This window comes from Methanococcus voltae (assembly GCF_024807655.1).
Lineage (GTDB): Archaea > AGJL01 > Methanococci > Methanococcales > Methanococcaceae > Methanococcus > Methanococcus voltae_D.
This window is the reverse complement of the sequence record NZ_JANUCR010000002.1, coordinates 1-17305: the sequence shown is the minus strand read 5'-3', so window position 1 is coordinate 17305 and position 17305 is coordinate 1. Positions and strand designations below refer to the sequence as shown.

At 28.3% G+C, this 17305-nt stretch carries 19 protein-coding genes; 1 reads left to right on the top strand and 18 read right to left on the bottom strand.

Translation table 11 applies throughout. The annotated features are described in order from the left end of the window. The first annotated feature begins 9 nt into the window (after positions 1–9). Positions 10–1032 carry a (p)ppGpp synthetase gene (locus J3E06_RS02645; RefSeq protein WP_013180917.1) on the top strand — a complete coding sequence of 341 codons (1023 nt, stop codon included), beginning with the start codon at positions 10–12 and terminating at the stop codon, positions 1030–1032. Here J3E06_RS02645 and J3E06_RS02640 read toward each other — a convergent pair. The 18 genes from J3E06_RS02640 to J3E06_RS02555 all read right to left on the bottom strand — a co-directional run. After that, positions 1027–1584 carry a recombinase family protein gene (locus J3E06_RS02640; protein ID WP_013180916.1) on the bottom strand — a complete coding sequence of 186 codons (558 nt, stop codon included), beginning with the start codon at positions 1582–1584 and terminating at the stop codon, positions 1027–1029. The genes J3E06_RS02645 and J3E06_RS02640 overlap by 6 nt on opposite strands. 238 nt (positions 1585–1822) lie before the next feature. Then, positions 1823–3904, bottom strand: a complete 2082-nt coding sequence (locus J3E06_RS02635; RefSeq protein WP_013180915.1) for a DUF262 domain-containing protein — start codon at positions 3902–3904, stop codon at positions 1823–1825. 73 nt (positions 3905–3977) lie between these two features. Continuing rightward, complete coding sequence (locus tag J3E06_RS02630; RefSeq protein WP_013180914.1) at positions 3978–4337, bottom strand: hypothetical protein; 360 nt, start codon at positions 4335–4337, stop codon at positions 3978–3980. 14 nt (positions 4338–4351) lie between these two features. Further along, on the bottom strand, positions 4352–4759 hold the full coding sequence (locus J3E06_RS02625) for a hypothetical protein (protein ID WP_013180913.1): 408 nt from the start codon (positions 4757–4759) through the stop codon (positions 4352–4354). Beyond that, a complete protein-coding gene (locus tag J3E06_RS02620) occupies positions 4759–5130 on the bottom strand; it encodes a hypothetical protein (RefSeq protein ID WP_013180912.1) in 372 nt (123 codons plus the stop codon). Before J3E06_RS02620 ends, J3E06_RS02625 begins: the two co-directional genes overlap by 1 nt. Continuing rightward, on the bottom strand, positions 5123–5914 hold the full coding sequence (locus tag J3E06_RS02615; protein ID WP_013180911.1) for a hypothetical protein: 792 nt from the start codon (positions 5912–5914) through the stop codon (positions 5123–5125). Before J3E06_RS02615 ends, J3E06_RS02620 begins: the two co-directional genes overlap by 8 nt. A 9-nt stretch (positions 5915–5923) precedes the next feature. Further along, complete coding sequence (locus J3E06_RS02610; protein WP_048187254.1) at positions 5924–7267, bottom strand: ATPase AAA; 1344 nt, start codon at positions 7265–7267, stop codon at positions 5924–5926. A gap of 189 nt (positions 7268–7456) precedes the next feature. Continuing rightward, positions 7457–8014: a hypothetical protein gene (locus J3E06_RS02605; RefSeq protein ID WP_157209414.1), complete on the bottom strand. Its 558-nt coding sequence runs from the start codon at positions 8012–8014 to the stop codon at positions 7457–7459. Beyond that, positions 7968–8366, bottom strand: coding sequence for a hypothetical protein (locus J3E06_RS02600; protein ID WP_259163860.1), 399 nt, complete (start codon positions 8364–8366; stop codon positions 7968–7970). The genes J3E06_RS02605 and J3E06_RS02600 overlap by 47 nt, the downstream gene beginning before the upstream one ends. Positions 8367–8439: 73 nt before the next feature. Beyond that, positions 8440–8961 (bottom strand): hypothetical protein, encoded by a 522-nt coding sequence (locus tag J3E06_RS02595; RefSeq protein ID WP_013180907.1) that lies wholly within the window; start codon positions 8959–8961, stop codon positions 8440–8442. Between the two features lie 8 nt (positions 8962–8969). Next, positions 8970–9092, bottom strand: a complete 123-nt coding sequence (locus J3E06_RS02590) for a hypothetical protein (protein WP_013180906.1) — start codon at positions 9090–9092, stop codon at positions 8970–8972. A 287-nt stretch (positions 9093–9379) separates the two neighbouring features. Next, positions 9380–9703, bottom strand: coding sequence for a hypothetical protein (locus J3E06_RS02585; protein WP_013180904.1), 324 nt, complete (start codon positions 9701–9703; stop codon positions 9380–9382). Positions 9704–9718: 15 nt separating this feature from the next. Beyond that, positions 9719–10210, bottom strand: a complete 492-nt coding sequence (locus J3E06_RS02580; protein WP_013180903.1) for a hypothetical protein — start codon at positions 10208–10210, stop codon at positions 9719–9721. 12 nt (positions 10211–10222) lie between these two features. Then, on the bottom strand, positions 10223–12259 hold the full coding sequence (locus tag J3E06_RS02575) for a hypothetical protein (protein ID WP_013180902.1): 2037 nt from the start codon (positions 12257–12259) through the stop codon (positions 10223–10225). Next, positions 12256–14181 carry a hypothetical protein gene (locus J3E06_RS02570; RefSeq protein WP_013180901.1) on the bottom strand — a complete coding sequence of 642 codons (1926 nt, stop codon included), beginning with the start codon at positions 14179–14181 and terminating at the stop codon, positions 12256–12258. Before J3E06_RS02570 ends, J3E06_RS02575 begins: the two co-directional genes overlap by 4 nt. Next, the gene (locus J3E06_RS02565) at positions 14181–14495 is read right to left on the bottom strand and encodes a hypothetical protein (RefSeq protein ID WP_013180900.1); all 315 of its coding nucleotides are present in this window, start codon (positions 14493–14495) and stop codon (positions 14181–14183) included. The genes J3E06_RS02570 and J3E06_RS02565 overlap by 1 nt, the downstream gene beginning before the upstream one ends. 609 nt (positions 14496–15104) lie before the next feature. Next, positions 15105–15749 (bottom strand): YczE/YyaS/YitT family protein, encoded by a 645-nt coding sequence (locus tag J3E06_RS02560; RefSeq protein ID WP_013180899.1) that lies wholly within the window; start codon positions 15747–15749, stop codon positions 15105–15107. A gap of 213 nt (positions 15750–15962) precedes the next feature. Continuing rightward, positions 15963–17305, bottom strand: a 1343-nt coding sequence (locus tag J3E06_RS02555; protein WP_259163851.1) for an S-layer protein, incomplete at its 5' end; no start/stop codon positions are given.

Sequence of the window (17305 nt, the reverse complement as noted above, 5' to 3'; positions counted from 1 at the left end):
TGGATAATTATGAATGAAGAAGAACTACTAGCAATTTATAAAAAAGAAAAGTATATTTTTAAAGCTTGGGGGGATTATGTAAAAAATACTATAAATGGAGAATTAATAAAAGAAAAGATTGATTTGAACATTTTTTTGAAGATAGAATGTAATGTTCGCATAAAAAATGAAGAATCTCTTGTTCAAAAAGCATTATATCGAAACAAAAATTATGAGAATCCATACAATCAAATAACTGATAAAGTAGGGATTAGATACGTAGTATTATTAAATAAAGATATTAAAAAAATTAATAAAATTATTGAAGAAATAGATATATGGGAATATAGTAAAGATAGAGATATTGTAGAAGAACGAAATAACAATCCCAAAGTTTTCGATTACCAATCTGACCATTACATCGTTAAAAACAAGGAAAGTATAACTTTAGAAAATAATATCATTATTCCAAAAAATACCCCTTGTGAAATACAAATTAGAACATTATTGCAGCATTCTTATAGTGAACTTACCCATGATAAATTATATAAAACAGTTAATCTTAATAATAAATCAGATCGATGTGTTGCTAGATGTATGGCACTTATAGAAGTTGTTGATGATATGTATACAGAAATTGATGAAATAGTCTCTGAAAAGGATCAAAGGTATAATGATATACTATCAAACCTTAAAATTATATATGAAAAAATATTAACTAGTGAAAACAAGGACAAATTTAAGGAAGACTATTCTGAAAACTTAAATTTATATATAATAGAAGAACTTTATGAGTTAATTTCCAATAATATACTTATAAAAATAAAAGATACCAATAATTTAGATGATATAAAATACTATGAATACGATTACCATATTAATACAGGTTATCATAAAAATAAACTATATAGACAACCAATTGCTATTCTAGTATATTTCATACTTGAAGAAAATAAGGAAAACTACATAATTTTAAATAAATTAAAAGATATATGGCCATCACAACATAAATTTCTTAAATCGTTCCGTACTGATTTAGCTATTGACCTATAATATATTACTTCTTAGATACCTATATAATGTAGTCTTACTTATTCCAGTAATCTCTTTTATTTCTTTTAAGGTACATTCACCCGAATTATAAAGTTTAATGGCCATTTCTAATTTATTTTTATCAACTCTTGGACGACCGCCAACTCTACCACGTGAACGTGCAACTTCTAAACCGTTTTTAGTCCTTTCTTTTATTAGTTTTCTTTCAAATTCTGCTAATGCTGAAAATATATTAAACATTAGTTCGCCCTGTGCAGTTGTTGTATCAATCCAAGCTTCTTTTAAACTTTTTAACTGAACACCACGGGATTTAAAAAGTTCCATAGTATTTATTAAATCTTTCATACTACGAGACAAACGAGTTAAATCTGAAACTACAACAATATCATTTTCCCTAATAGTTTCCATCATTTTATTGAATTCTGGACGTTCTGATTTACCGCCAGAAATCTTTTCAAAATAGATTTTTTCACAACCTGCTCTTTTAAGTTCATCAATATATTTTTCAATATTTTGTTCTTTGGTTGATACTCTTGCATAACCTATAATCATAACATCACCAATAACATTATAATAAATTAATAAAATAAAAAAGATTCCCAAAACTCATAAAATTATTTACTAAAAATACTTTGATTTTGGTACGAGTTTTGGAACCAATATTTTAACAAAAAATAATAATAATTTATAAAATAAAAATATTCCCAATAACGACCGTTATTGGTACTAAAAAAGAATGTAGTAGTTGAAGTAATATATCTATTTTTTTAGGCCTTTAATTTATTAAATACTAATTATCATTCAAGTCTCTTAAATATAGGGTAATAGAATTTAAATTTATGTTACATTTTCTAAATAGTTGTTTTATATTGCTAATTATTGAATCCACCGAAAGATTTTTATTTACATAAATATTATCAGATAATTTAAAATGTCTAGTATACGTATTTGATTGTTTAGATAATATTTTACCATTACGTTTTTTACCATTATTATCAGTATCATATAGCAAACTTTCAAATTCAGAGGTTTTTTCCAAATATATGATTTCTATTATTCGCTGATAAAATTCAATCCAACTATCAACTTCATATTTTTTACCATTATAAGTGAAGGATCTTATTTTGTTGCCAGTAAATTCATAGTCGTCAGACAAATAATACATATTTTTTAATTCAATTTTTGGAATATAATTTGTAGTAGGATAACTCCATATATTAAGGGCTTTTTTAGTAATATTCAATGCTCTTTCTTCTATTGACTGGGAGTTCCAATTTTTAAATGTAGAAATACCTGCATTTATTGATAATTTACTGCTATTAAATCCATTTTTCATAGTTTTCTTATCTTTAAATGATTTATTGCTCATCTCACTATTGTATGCAGTCAGCGTTAAATTACCTATTGTATCCACATACTTTTCGTGGATTTCGCCATAATCCCTACCCAATGCTATTCTCCATCTTTTAGTCAATGTTCTGGGCATTATATGTTCTATTGTCAACATATTCTTTGCAAGTAATTTTTCTACATCAACATATTCTTTATTATCGTAATTTTCTAGCGTATGCAATAAATATATTAGTTTTTTCTTCATCGCATAAATATCAACAGTGGGTAATTTTTCACTAAATTCTTCATCATTCGGGAATCGCTGTTTTGACTTTTTATTAGACAATACATATTTTAAAATGTCCAAATAATTCTGCGTATAATCCTCATTTTTCTTTAAATCTCTGCCTAAAGTCATAAATAATTTATTTAATGATGCGGTAGACTCGTTACATATTGAGCGCCTAAATGAATACGATTCAATAATTTTAAGTATTTCTAATAATTCATCATCATTTATGATACTATTGGCGTGGTCGTCGAATACCTCTAGTAAAAATGGATAACAAACCTTGATCTCTAATTTATTTATATTACTAAGTTCTTTAGAAATTTCATCGTTTGGCCCATCTTCGTTAATGATTGTTTTATAATATTTGGAAAATTTAAGGAGTTCTTTTAATAAATTTTCTTTAGAATAATCTTGTTCTTTAAGAGATACAAATTTTTTAAAAGCTATGTAGGTTCTATTAGTCTTTGGAGCATTTCGTTCTTTAAATGTTATATAGTCCCTTATAAAGTCGCTGATATGATTTCCAGTATTTTTTTCAATCTTAAACCAGTAATCTTCATAATATTTTTCCTGGACCTTTGGTTCCTCATTCATCAAGATAAAATTTCTTACAAGGTCGGACTGTTGCAAACTAAGTCCTGTTGAGTTCAAACTTTCAAATATCAACTGTGGGTCATCACTACTTTGAAGTTTAATGTCAACAATTTCCAATTTTCCAATTGCAGTATATAATTCATCTAAGGTTACTTCTTCTTTTTTAATTCTTTCCAAGAAAAAAAGATAATTTGATGTAATATTAGATTCTTGTATAAATTCAGATTCTTCGTTATTAAATAATTTAATAAATGCACTATTATCTTCATTGATAGGTTTTAATCTCATACGTTTAGATTTAGTGTATTTATTTATTAAAAAAGATTCTAATATTTGTTCAGGATTAAATTTAGTTTCTAAGTTTTGATTTTTTACTAAATTGTATATGGCTAATAATAATAAAGATATTGTAGTTATTCTTTGCTGTCCATCTATAATTAAATAATCCTGACCAATACCATCGTCGTGGTAAATTGAGACTAAAGCACCTAAAAAGTGATTATTATATTCTTCCTTAGCAATGCTAACAATATCATTAAATAACTGACCGCAATTTTCAATAGTCCAATCATAATTTCTTTGATATACTGGAATTATGAATTGTTTATCTGCTCCTTCCATATATCTTAATAATTTTTTTGCATCAGCATTCAAATTATCCCCCCATATAGTGATATGGAAACTTAGCTTCATAACATATATTAAATTTATTATTTTAAATTATAATTTATTTTATTTCTTCAACTGACGCAATCGTTAAACCTTGCTTATATTTTTCATTAATCTCATCTAAAATTGCACTGGATGAATTTATTGAATAAATATGTTTTTGAGTGTAAACTTTTGATGTTCCGTTACTGTATATTATTTTTAATTTCCAATTAAATAATTTATTACTTCTTCGATATTTTGAATAATAATGATTAATTAATGGTTTTGCTAAAAGCAATGATATTAAACTGATTAAAAAAGTTGCATCCAATAAATAATTTAATTTAAAATAATAAAATATACCCATCATTATAATCAATACTGCTATGAAATTTAAATAACGTTCATAGTAGTTTAATATAGTTTTATACCCCATTTTACCACCCTTATTTATTCTTCAGTATTTTTTATCTTGATATTATCAGTATTTAATAAATCCATAATGTTTTCACATCTTTTAATATCTTCAATAGCCCTATTCTTTTCATTGATTAGTATATTTTCCAATACACTCGCATCTTGTCCTAATATTCTTAATAATCTTGTAATACAGATAGTATGTGTTGATAACCTTCCAGTATAATAATCAATCCATATTTCACTTTCGTTAACGCCGTTTTGATTAGCAATTTTATTTAATGTTAAATAATAAGCATCTTTTTCAAATAATTTTAATTCATCTTTTGCAAGTTCTTTTATTTCGTTGTGTAATTCTGAATACTTTGTTTCTGAGTCTTTTACTTCGTTTGGTATCTCAATACTGTTATTGCTTCTTTTAATACTGTTTAAAAAGTTCATTATAACACCTTATCTATAGTTTGATTTAAATGATTTAATTCAATTAATGCATCATCTGCAAGTTCTTTTATTTCGTCTTGTAAAGTTTTTGATTGAATCTTTCGTAATTTCTGAAAGATTAAAAGCATACTTTTAGCACATACCATCTTAGCTTGAACTGTTTTAGGTCTTCCTCGTTTCTTTTTCTCTTCTTCATCGTCATCTTCAATTACTTCTTTTTTAGGACTAATTGGCGGTATTTTAAAATTAGGAATATTAAATTCAGGTTCTGCAGGTTCTTCTTCAACTGTTTCAAATTTATTTTCAATTGCTTCAGGTTCTTTATTTTTTTTAATAACTTCTTCCATTGGTGGAATGTTCACTTTATTCATCAATACCTGCCCCCTTTTTCAATTGATTCTCTAATTCATCAAATACTGAAAAACCCATTTCCATTCCGGAAAATTCTTTTGCTCTTGACTCTTTTCTACCTTTCATTCCTTCCCTACCTTGGTATGCTTTCATTGTAGGATTTAATGCAATTGCTCTTTCTAAAATTACAGGCAATTCATCCTCTAAAATTTTAGTCATTGCATTCCTATAAGCTTCAGCTTTTTGTCTTTCAATATCCCAAAATATTCGTTGTCGTGGGTCATTACATTCTATTGGAATTACTTCTTCAGTTAATGGATTAATAACTCTAAAACTATGTGCATAGACTGTTAATACTTCATTTCCTTTTTGAATGCAGTATTCAGGGACTTTTAAAATTCTATATTGTTCTTTGGAACCTAAAAATATATTTCTTAATTTAATAATTAATTCTTCAAAAAAGTCAATCGCTCGTTTACGATACAATATTATATAACCAGTTTCAGAAGGAATTAAAGCTTCAGGGTATCCATAAATAGTTTCTTTTTCTCCATCGTTCCATAAAATAAGTTTTTGAGTACACGAATAAGGTTTTAATGAATTAATAATTAAATTCTCTTTATTTTTCTGTTCTTTATTTCTTCGATATTTATGTAGTGGATTGGATGAAGTTTCTTCTTCAGACTCTTGGTTCTGATTTGTGTATTGATTATTATTGTTATTATTGGTATTATTATTAAATTGTTGATTAGATTCTTGTTCTTTTTTTGAATAGTTGTTTTTAAACTTACTAAATAACCCCAAAGTATCACCCTATAAAGATTGAGGTTGTCGGAATTCTATCCTATCAGTATATGATTTATCCCAAGAAAACCACCCTTTAAATTTCATTTTCTTTTTAAAATCTTCATATTGAGTATATGTAGAAACTGGGTCTGGTGGTTCTACCGAATCCTCAAAATCATCAATCAATTTATTTAAAACTTTCCAGTCTGTATGTGATGCTAATCGTCCTATGATTCCAACATGTGAAGCTCCCATCAATAGTGATTGAGGCAAACCGTACATATATTGAGTTGCAGTAATTAAATTAATGCCCATAGAACGTCCTTCTCTTAAAATTTTATCAACCGCCCATTGTCCATTTTTATCGGTTAACATATTCTGAACTTCGTCAACTACAAAATATATAGGTGTTCGTGTCTGTGATGCGTAATTAATAGCATACATTACTAAAAACTTAAAAATAAGACACTCTTCTTCATGGGTTAAATCAGAATTACTTGAAAAATCAATAACGTTTATTGCATCGGTTGATAGGTTAGTAAATAAAGTATCTTTTTTAGAAAATAATTTATCATTTTTTATTTGATACATTGTTTCTGCAATTCTTAAATAAGTTGCTGAAGGATTAGACTTATTATTTTCATACTCCAATGCAATTCCTTTAACTATATCAGGGTCTTTTATTCCTTGAACTTCCCAAATATTTTTTAATCTTTGAGCATAAATTGCCTGGTCTCCCAAATTACTTAATGCAGATAATAATGAGAATGGAATTTTATCATAGGGTATTTTTCCATCAAAGACCTTACACATATGCCAACCATTATCCATTGAAATATATTCTTTCCTTCGTCTTGGTCTGAATACAAAACGTCTTGTTGGAAATACATAAGGTTGCAAGCCTTGACGTCCTAAAAATGTATTTTTATCATCATATTTATAGAATTTTCCAATTATATTAGGTACACCAAAAGCAAAATCTCCCATCATCCCCAAATGTTCCTTATATTGATTTTGCATTTGAATATAATTTTCAATATAATTCCAAACCCATTCCCCATATTTTTTATATATCTTATTGTCTGAAGATTTTTCAGTCTCCGTATTATATATTTCATGTATCTTTTCTGCTTTAGTATGGTCTGTTTTCTTTTCCAATACAATAATCATTGCAGGAATCTTTGCCATATTGTGAGCGATATTTATTTCTTCAACTAAGCCCCTCATTAGTGTAGTTTTCCCATATCCTGATTTTCCTAAGAATATCATATGGTTTGCTTCGCCTACACTCATCTTCACATGTCTTTTTGTCTTGTCTCTTTTCTTTGATGTGTCGGCTCTTCCTAATCCCATAAACATGTTTATATCCATAATATCACTATATTCAAATTAATAATTATAAAGAGTAGATATTTTTAGCCATACCCTCAATCCCTCAAATCACCGGGTTTGGGTAGTAGTAACATAATAAAAGAAGGGCATATAGGTCGTTAGTAGTGGTAGTAGTGGTAGTAGTTACAGTATAAAAAAACTAAATTTTAGTTAGTACTTGTAAATTAATTACAATGGAATTTCGTACTTCTTCTTTGCTCTCATCATCATTAAACCTATTACTAAACATACTATTACCCCAAAAATTCCAGCTATTTTAAAATTAAATAAATCTTTCTTCATATCGTTGTATGAATTTACATAGTTATTAGCTGTTTCATTAGATTGTTTGTTAATTAAATCAGATATTATATCTTTATAATCTTTATTTTTAGATTCAACGAATTCTTTTTCAGTCTTTATGCTTATTATCTTCTTATTTAATTCTGTTATATTTTTATTTAATTCAATATTTTTCTTTTTATATGATATATATTCAGCGAGTAATTTATCTTTTTTAGTTAATTCTTCTTCTAAACTTGTTATATTCTCTTGTTGTTGCTCCACTAATGCACCGTATGCGTTTAAAGTCATAGTTTGATTAGTATTAGTTGTTTGTGCATTAATTGGAATTATTTGAATTAATATAATCGATATTAATAATATTATTATATTTTTATTCATAAGCTCACGCTCACCATTAACCGAATAAGCCTTCCATTTTACAATGGCCCGTTCTTCTATCAACCATTACATAACCCATAAAATCGCCTTCGGTTCCTACCTTTCCAAATCTCATTTTAAACATCCAATAATAATTATCATTCTCTCGATATTCTTCAATTGATTCAGGTTCTACATCAATCATATAGTCATGTTCTGCTAATTCTTGATTATATTCTGAATTTAAATAATCCCGTGCTTTATTTAATGCTTGAATCCCACCGATTGAATACTTTTTAGGTGAGTTCGATAATATTACAAAAGAAGCGTCACTATAACGAACGGTTTTATTTGTAATAATGTACCCTGATGAAGGATAGCCATATTCTTCCATTCTTTCATTTATAATATCTTCTTCAGACTGCTGAATGTTCAAAATAGTAAATGTACTAATAAAAATAATTAAAAAAATAAAAAAAAGAGTTTTTAATATTTTCATATTATCACTCTTAATTATTAGAATTTAATTCAATAACTTCTGTTCCATTTGGAATTCTGTAAGTATTATTGTTGTATTCAACATTTATGTAATAATATAAATTTGAATTATTTGCATTTACAGCCAATGTTACAACTTTTGGCAATGATACATCTGAAGAACTGTAAGCTTCAATAAATGAATCATTTGTATAACTTGTAAATATTGTTAATTGTGATGCAATTATATTTTCAGAAGATGCTTCAATTGATATTACTGAATTATTAGTTGAATTATCAAATACTGCAGATGTAATAAAATTGATTGTATTATTTGTAGTTTGATTAATTGTTGAATTAATTAAAGTATCATTTATTAATGTATTATTTTTAGTGTCGTTATTTGTTGAATTATCTGTTGTATTTTTATTTTTTAAAAAATCGAATAAAAATCCGCCACCATCGCCACTGTGTCCACCCATCCAATAAGCTCCGACACAGGTTAAAACTAATGCGATGATTAATCCGATTGTAATATTTTTATTATTTATCATTTAATCACCTATTTCTTTTTTGATTTCTTTTTATTCATTTCAGAACGTGACTTTTCAACTACATTACCCTCTTTATCAACGTAATAGAACGCCCCTTTCTTTTTATTAATTTTACCTACATTTCTTGCCATAATTTACCCCCGTTAACTAAAATTAATTATTGATTGATTTAATGTTTGATTTATCGAATTATTCAATAATGAATTATTTAAAAAATTAAATGGTATAACCCCAGTACTTGGAAAAATACTATTTAATAAACTGTCAAAAAATCCGAAATAACTCAATAAACCAATTATTAAAATAGAAATTAGAATCAACTTCCAATTTTTTAAAATAAATATTAATGCTACAATTAGTATAATTTCTAAAATATGGGATTGAAAAAATACTAAAATTGTTGATGTATCTATCGCCATTACTTACCACCTTTTGCAAGATAACCAATAATGACCCCTGTACCAATACCTAACAGTAATTTAGAGATTTCTAAAAGTATGCTATCGATATTTTGAGTAATATACAACATAGAAAGAGTTGCTAAAACAATTATCGCTATTGCATCACCGAGTCCCCAATCTGAAGAAGCTAACTTCCAAACACACAACAAAATTAAAACAGTTGGGGTTGCCCACGCCAACACTTCTGAAAATCCCAAAATGTTGCCGATGGTAGAAATTGGTTCATTATATGCAATAGTTACAAGTGCTGCAAGTAATACTGCTATTATTTGTTGAATCATTCCAATCACCCGAAATTAAGTAGTTAATCCAGGCAATCCAGGAATCGATGGAAGTAAAATAAAGTATTTTGCCATTGTTGCAATTGTAGCCCCTAACCAAATATAAAGAATTAATTCATCGTCACCAGTTTCAGGTGCTAGAATATAAAGTGATAAAAGACCTGCAACTACTATTATTGCTGGATTCATAGAACCCACATTTAAGGTTAATGTACCAGCTAAAGCCCATACAATACCTGCAAATCCAAGTACTGCACCAGCAAGTACTAAAATGTATCCAGTAGTCCCAGAACTCTGTTGATAAAGTGATGTTAAAACATCTTTCATATCTACAAATTTATCAATACCTTCAATTAAAAGTATTATTAAAAAAGGGACACTTGCAAGTGTTGTAATAATTTCATTTAATGCTATTGAGTGCTGACCTGCATACCAGAAAACTGCACCAGCTCCCAAAGATGTGGCTATCATCTTTATAATCCACATATTCCAATTAGTTTTAGCCATTAGAACACCTCATTATCTTTTAATTAAATAAATTATGCCAAATAAAATAATCAATAATATAACAATTATTGCTGCATCTGGAACTTGAGAAATACCCAATCCTGCTTTTAATTCGTGTATTTTATCCATGATTTGTTGTCCTGTTGTGAACATCAATGAAGGTTCATAGTCTTTAGCCAACTCTTCTAATTTTTTAGCGTTATTAGCAAGTGCTTCAGCTTCTTCAGTATATCCTTGTTCATACTTTTCAGCAGCTTGGGACCAGTAATCACCAGCAGGTTCATAGCAAGATGACGACAAATAAGTATATCTTTTTACATCTTCAGGATTATCAGTCGTTTTTGACTTTTGCAAATATTCTAAAGCTTTAGAATAATCATTTATTGCGTTTTTAGATGCATCCACTGCGTCACTATTTTTATAATATCCAGAATTTTGCTTATCTTCAACTACGTCCTTTTTTTGCTTTGTAGACTTTTCAGCCAAATCAATGATTTCATTAATCCTTTTTCTATCAGATTCAGATATTGAACCATCAGCCGTTAAATCTGCAATTTCTTTCCTATCTTCATCAGATATGGAATATTTGAGATTATTAATTACAGAAATAAGGGGTCTGGTGATATACCAAATAGGAACTTTAGAATATCCGTCATCCACGTCAGCAACGACTAAAAAATAAGTTTCATAGGTTTCAGTATTTTTATTATAAAGATAATTTAATGCAGTTTGTACCTCGGAGTGTACACCCATATCGTGGAAGTTTCCAGGTGTTTGACTTACTAAAGTTGAAGAATTAGAATCTAATCTTAAAACTACTGCCCTATAATCATCAGTTATAGTAACGGGTACTGGTTCTAAGTTGTTAGGTTGTCCAATTGCTACAAATCTGTATTTTGAACTTGAATTATAGACGTGGGTACAACTTGCCCAGGTTCTTGAAATAATATTAGATGTTGCACCGTTAGAATAACCAGCATAAGCGATTAACTCCAAATTATTAATATAATCTACAGGAAGTGATGCAGATGCACCATTAGTATAATATTTACCATTCTTTTCATTATTCCAAGCATCTAAAGATTTTAATTTAGTATTTATATTAATAGTTTTATCAAATTCTTCACTTTCACGGGTGTATGTATGTCCGTCCTCTGTTGTGTGTGAAGTACGTTCTAATTTATACAACTGTGCAACCCCGTGTACTTCAACAATTATTTCGAATTTATTGACCTCTGCATCCATTAATTCTTTTAAAGTATTCCTATTAGGTATATTTGAAATCATAGAATTAGCCTTTCCAATGTATGGGTCAGGTGCTTTCATAGTTACATTATATGATAATTTATGAGGGTCAAACTCATGTTCTTCACAATCTTTATAAATTTTAGGAATATCATTTATCCTTTTTTCATTCCATTTTCTACCACTGGAATCCACCAAGTATATGGAAATATAATCGATATCAACGTATGATTTATTTTCTGAACCCGTTATAGCTTCAGTTAATTCAACAGAAATTGGGAAAGCCGAAAATCCATAAATCTTTTCAGGTCCTTCCATATTAATTACGACGTCTGATAAAGTACCTTCAGTTTTATAATTATAATTACAGATTGAACTATCTAAAGTATTTCTTAATTCTAAAATATCTCTTGCAGATGCTTCTTCGGAATACTGCTTAAAACCTGCAATTTTTTGGTAAGCTTCAGTATTGTTAATATAATTAGTATTGCTTACGTTTTTCTCACCTGTTACAACTGCAACGTCTCCGGCATCCTTTCCATTTAAATAACGCCATCCTGCTTCTACCCCTACCGCACAAACTACAACACCAGCAGCTACAGCCCAAACGGGTGCAGTAACACCAATTACTGCAGCACCACCGATTACAAGTGCACCACCTATAACAGCACCTGCCACAGTGGCTGCAACGTCATCACCACCGATATTAAATTCATGACCTCCAATTTCAAATGCCGAAATAGGAGTTATTAAAAAAAGAGATAGAAGAATACTTATTATTTGAAAATGTTGAATTTTATTCATTTTTTACCCCATTTCCAGTATATTATTACAGCTCCAATAATTATAATTAAAATTCCTAAAATTATTAAATAATTATTAGAATCCATATTTATTGGTAAAAATGAGTTTTTAGAAATTGTTAATATTATATCTTCAGAACATATTGGTTCTGATTTTTCATTATCATATATTTTTAAATTTAATTGGTAATTTTCAAGGTCAAGTTTATCTGGAACTTTAAAAGGTAATTCTACAGTTTTATTAACTCCTGGAGCAATTGAAAATGTTTTATTAATTGATTCATTAAAAAATTGACATTCTAAAGTTGAATAATAATATTTTACATTATCTGTAGGATTATATATTGCAAATTTTGCAGTGGTTACTTTTCCTAAATTACTAGATAATTTATTTGTAATTAATTTTACAGGCTCTATTATCTCAATTGAATAATAAGATTTTACAGTTCCTGCTTTTGCAGTTAATTCGAGTATATAATTACCTGGTTCGGTTATTGGAACTTCAAAGCTACAATCACAATATTCTATAATATTGTTACTTGAACTCCATACTTCAGAACCTTCAGAATTATATAATGATAATAATACTGAATAAGTACTTCCAGATTGGTCTGTTATTTTTACATTATTGTTACCTATTGCAAAAGTAGGCATTTCTAAAAGGAAAGGTAATTCTAAAACTTCATAATTAATAGTTTCTAAATTAGTGTATGCAGAACCTTCCAAATCTGTCGCAGTTAATTCAACAGTAAATGTTCTTTGACCCCAAGACGATGGAGTTTTATATTCAATTTCTAAACTTTGAGGGTTTGAAATATCCCCTAATATATATGAACCGTCTGTAGTTTTTGGTAATATTTGAGTATTATAATATACTTTGGTTACATCCGCCCCTGAAACTCTTAATCTTGTAGAGTAAGCGTTTTTAATAGGTTCAAGGTCTAATTTTACTTTTGAAATAGAATTAGGATATATATTTTCCTCAAACTGTTTTGAAATATGGAATAGTGAAGTTTTAGGTGCTAATTCAGGATTTATAGTCGTATCATTTTGAACATTTAAATTAATAGTATAATCCCAATAACCTTCTTTTATAAATTTAAAAGAGTGTTCGCCAATGGGTAAATTAATTTTTAAATAACCGCCGTTATCTGTTGTTCCTAAAAGACTATCACCTTCGTAAACGGAAACAGCAGGGATAGAATTAATTATAACATTCATTTGAGGAATAATAACATATGGAGTACAAGTATCTTGTGTTACAGAGGGTTCTGGCATTGTTGCAGTATACGTTATAGAATCAAAAACTAAGAAAGAACCATCTACACCAGCACCTGTAGAACTAGAAGAAGAAGCATATAAATCAAAAACGTTGCTAGATTTATAAAATGGAGAATCTATAAAACCATACGTCATACCATGACTACCCCTACTAGTAACAGTTTTACCGTTTAAGACCATATTAGAAGAAACGCCAGAACCACCACAGTAAGCTGCACCAAACACATATGCAGTTTGTATTTTACTCGAATTTACATTCACCAATACATGTCTTGCCCCATTACCACAACTGTATGTTTCACCATACACTATAGAAACAGGCACTGGGTTATCAGATATAAAAACAGAGTATTCATGATTAAATGCATAATTTTTATTTGATTGAGTAAAATGCATACAAAAACGTGCTAAATCTTTTTCAGATTCAAAATATATGGTACTTCCATTAATGCCCGAAACTACTGGAGCATACTGTACATAATCAAAAACAGATAATGTAGAAGTAGTTTGTTCAGTAGTCATTTGTTCATCAAGAACTACTTTATATTCTGATGTTGTATAATTTACAGGCATTGTTGGAGCAGTTGCATTAACAGATGCAATGCTTAATAATATTAATAAAAATAAAAGAATTTTCTTCATTATATCACCGAATTAATAGCGATTTCTAAAATAATATAATCTTTTAATCGGTTCTTTTTTCGTTTAATCTCAATTATCTTATTAAAAAATAATTCTTTTTGTTCTTGGTTAAGTTTTAGCTTTTTAGCTATCTTACCGCCGTTTACTTTTAATCCTTGAATATTTGAGCATTTTGCATTATTCAAAATTACATTTGATTGTAAAGCTCCACAATTAAAATTTTCATTATCAACGTTTACTGGTTGAAGTTCCCCAATGTAATCATTATCATAGTGAGGAACAGGATTCATACAATAAGGACAAATATGTATCAAAATAACACCTCAAAATATAATATATTCATAAATTTCGATATAACAAAAATAGAGATAGATATTAGGAAATGAGCATCCTCATCATCGAAAAATCTCAGAGGAGAAAAGGCAAAACGGAGATTACAGTTTAATATGTGTTTAAAGTAATATATAAATATATCTACATATACCGATATAACCCTAAATACTAAGGTAGGTTAACCATATTAAAGAATAAATCGGTCGCATATGGTACAATCGACTTATTAAGGATATTAACAAATAAAAATAATTACGTAAACAACTTAAAAACTAATAATAATTAACGGTTTAATCTGTCGCTAAATTAAAAAAACTTAACAAAATATTTAACGTTCATTTTATAGATTTATATAAAATGTTGAACTCTGGTGCACTTAAGATCCAGTCTCGTAGGAGTTCGAGGGTTCAAATCCCTTTCCCTGCACTAACTGATTTAGGAGTTTGATATTAAGTTATCAAGCTCCTTTTTCTATAATATATATTAATATTTATAAATTTAAATTAATAAATATACTATTTTAAAATAAAAATAATATCAAATAATTACGATTTTAGAAAATTAAAAAAAAGAAAAAATATTAAACAGGTTTACCTAATCCAAATCTTATTGCTAATTGAGGATAAAGATATTTTGTTAAATAACTTCACAAAGAAACCAACCAATATGGCTGCAAAAATAGTTCCTTCACGTATTCCTTGTAGTTGATTCAAAAAAATGAAAGAACTTATAATACCTACGGCAACCATTGAAACGTCAACTCCAACCTTTGCTTTACCAAACTCTTTTTCAAACGTGTCAGAAATTGCCATCGCCAACCCTTCCCCTGGCAGATATGTAATCTTCGATTTTACTTCCAAAAAAACACCGAATCCTATTAAAACACAGCTAAATAAGCATAATAACACTTGCAATATATAATTAGAAATATGCACATCTGAAAACATATACATTGTTAAATCAATGAATATACCAAGAACTAATACAACAGGCAACTGCACTAAGTGTATTAAACGATAATTACGACGTAATATAATCATTTGTAAAATAATGAGTAAAACGTTGAAAAGAATCGTTAATTCCCCCAGTGTGAAAGGCAATTTAAAACTGTATACATACGGGACACAGGATATTGGAGAAATTCCCATATTAGTTTTAACTGAAAGTGTTATCCCAAAAGCCATGATGAAAAGTCCTATTGTAAACGTTATAACCCGTAATATAAATTTATTCATTTTTACATCTCTTAATATACTTAATATGTAATTTACTAATATAGTATATAATTAATATTATTTCTTTTTATAAAAAAGATATAGTAAAATTTATAAATCTAAATTAATAAATATTTTAAAAGTATACTCAATAATATAATTAAATGATAATATTATTTTAAAAATTAAAAAAAGAAAAAATAAGTAATAAAACTTTTAGGTAAAGTTTTAAGATTATTTAACTAATACTGCTTTTCCGTCAACCCATTCTACGTAAATAGGTTCTTCGGGAACTTCTTCAAGTGTTTTGAAGTATTCAACAGCAGCTTGTGTACCAAATCTATCTGAACCTGCGAGTAATACAACGGTGTACTCTGATATTATACCAACACCTTCTGATTTAACAGTTATCATTTGTATTACACCTTTATTTTCTCCAGGGTTTGAATTTGTGATTGATACAGCAAATTCATTCATATATGCTTTTGCCAATGGGTTAGCTAATGGACCACCTACGATAATTGTATCATCGTTTATTGTGTATCCTTCTGTACATTTATTAACTGAGCTCTTTAATTCTGTTGCATAGTTTTTGTCTAAGTTTGCATAAACTATGTTTGCACTTGAAATTAAATTGCTTGTAGTTATTGATTCTGAAGCACTGCTACTGTGATGTCTGCTTGAGCCTGACGAACTTGGTGTAACAGGGTCTTCCTGGGTATATGCAATATATTCAGTGAAGTGCTTTGTTAAGATTACCATATCGTTTCCAACATAGGTATAACCTTCACTTGTAGTATTTAGAGCAGTTTCTAAAGCATCTAAGGTACTGTAATATGTTATTTTATTAATGTTTCCATCTAAATCTTTGAAAGCTGCTTTTTTACCATTTTGATTTGGTATAATTAATTTAACAGGTTTGCTGAAATTAATGGTTGAATTATATGAACCTACTTTAATTACTACGTCAACGGATTTTGCGCCGTCAACAGTAGGTTTTGTTGTAACAATTGTAGGCAATATTAATTCTTTATTCCATGAACTATTTGTTGATGATATGACTATATCTTTTGGAAGTTCTAATACATAGCTTATATTATTTTCATCTTCTGTAACATTTCTGCATAATGTGATATTATGTGTCAATGTTATTTTTGTACCTGTTTCATTGTATTCATTTAATTTAATACTAATTGTTTTATTTTCAGGTATTGAATTATTAGCTACAATTTCAGATGTTTCGCCTGATACGATAACTACACTCTTATTTTCATCTACTTCGAATGTTTCACCGTCTGAAACCTCTTCATCACTGTCTAATGGCATAATATATACATTAAAACCATCTGTTGCTACTTGGAAGTTGTTAGTTCCGTTTGTTACGTTAACTGTTAAGTTAATAGTACCATTTTCTGTGATTCCAGCGATAGTAAAGCTTGCATTGTTTGTTATTAACTGGCTTAATGTAATTGTTCCGATATCTACGGAAGCATTGTCAGCTGTTAATAATACGTTATAGTCTGCAGCTAAATCTAATGTTTCTGCTGGTATTAATTCTGCTAATAATGTATCTTGAA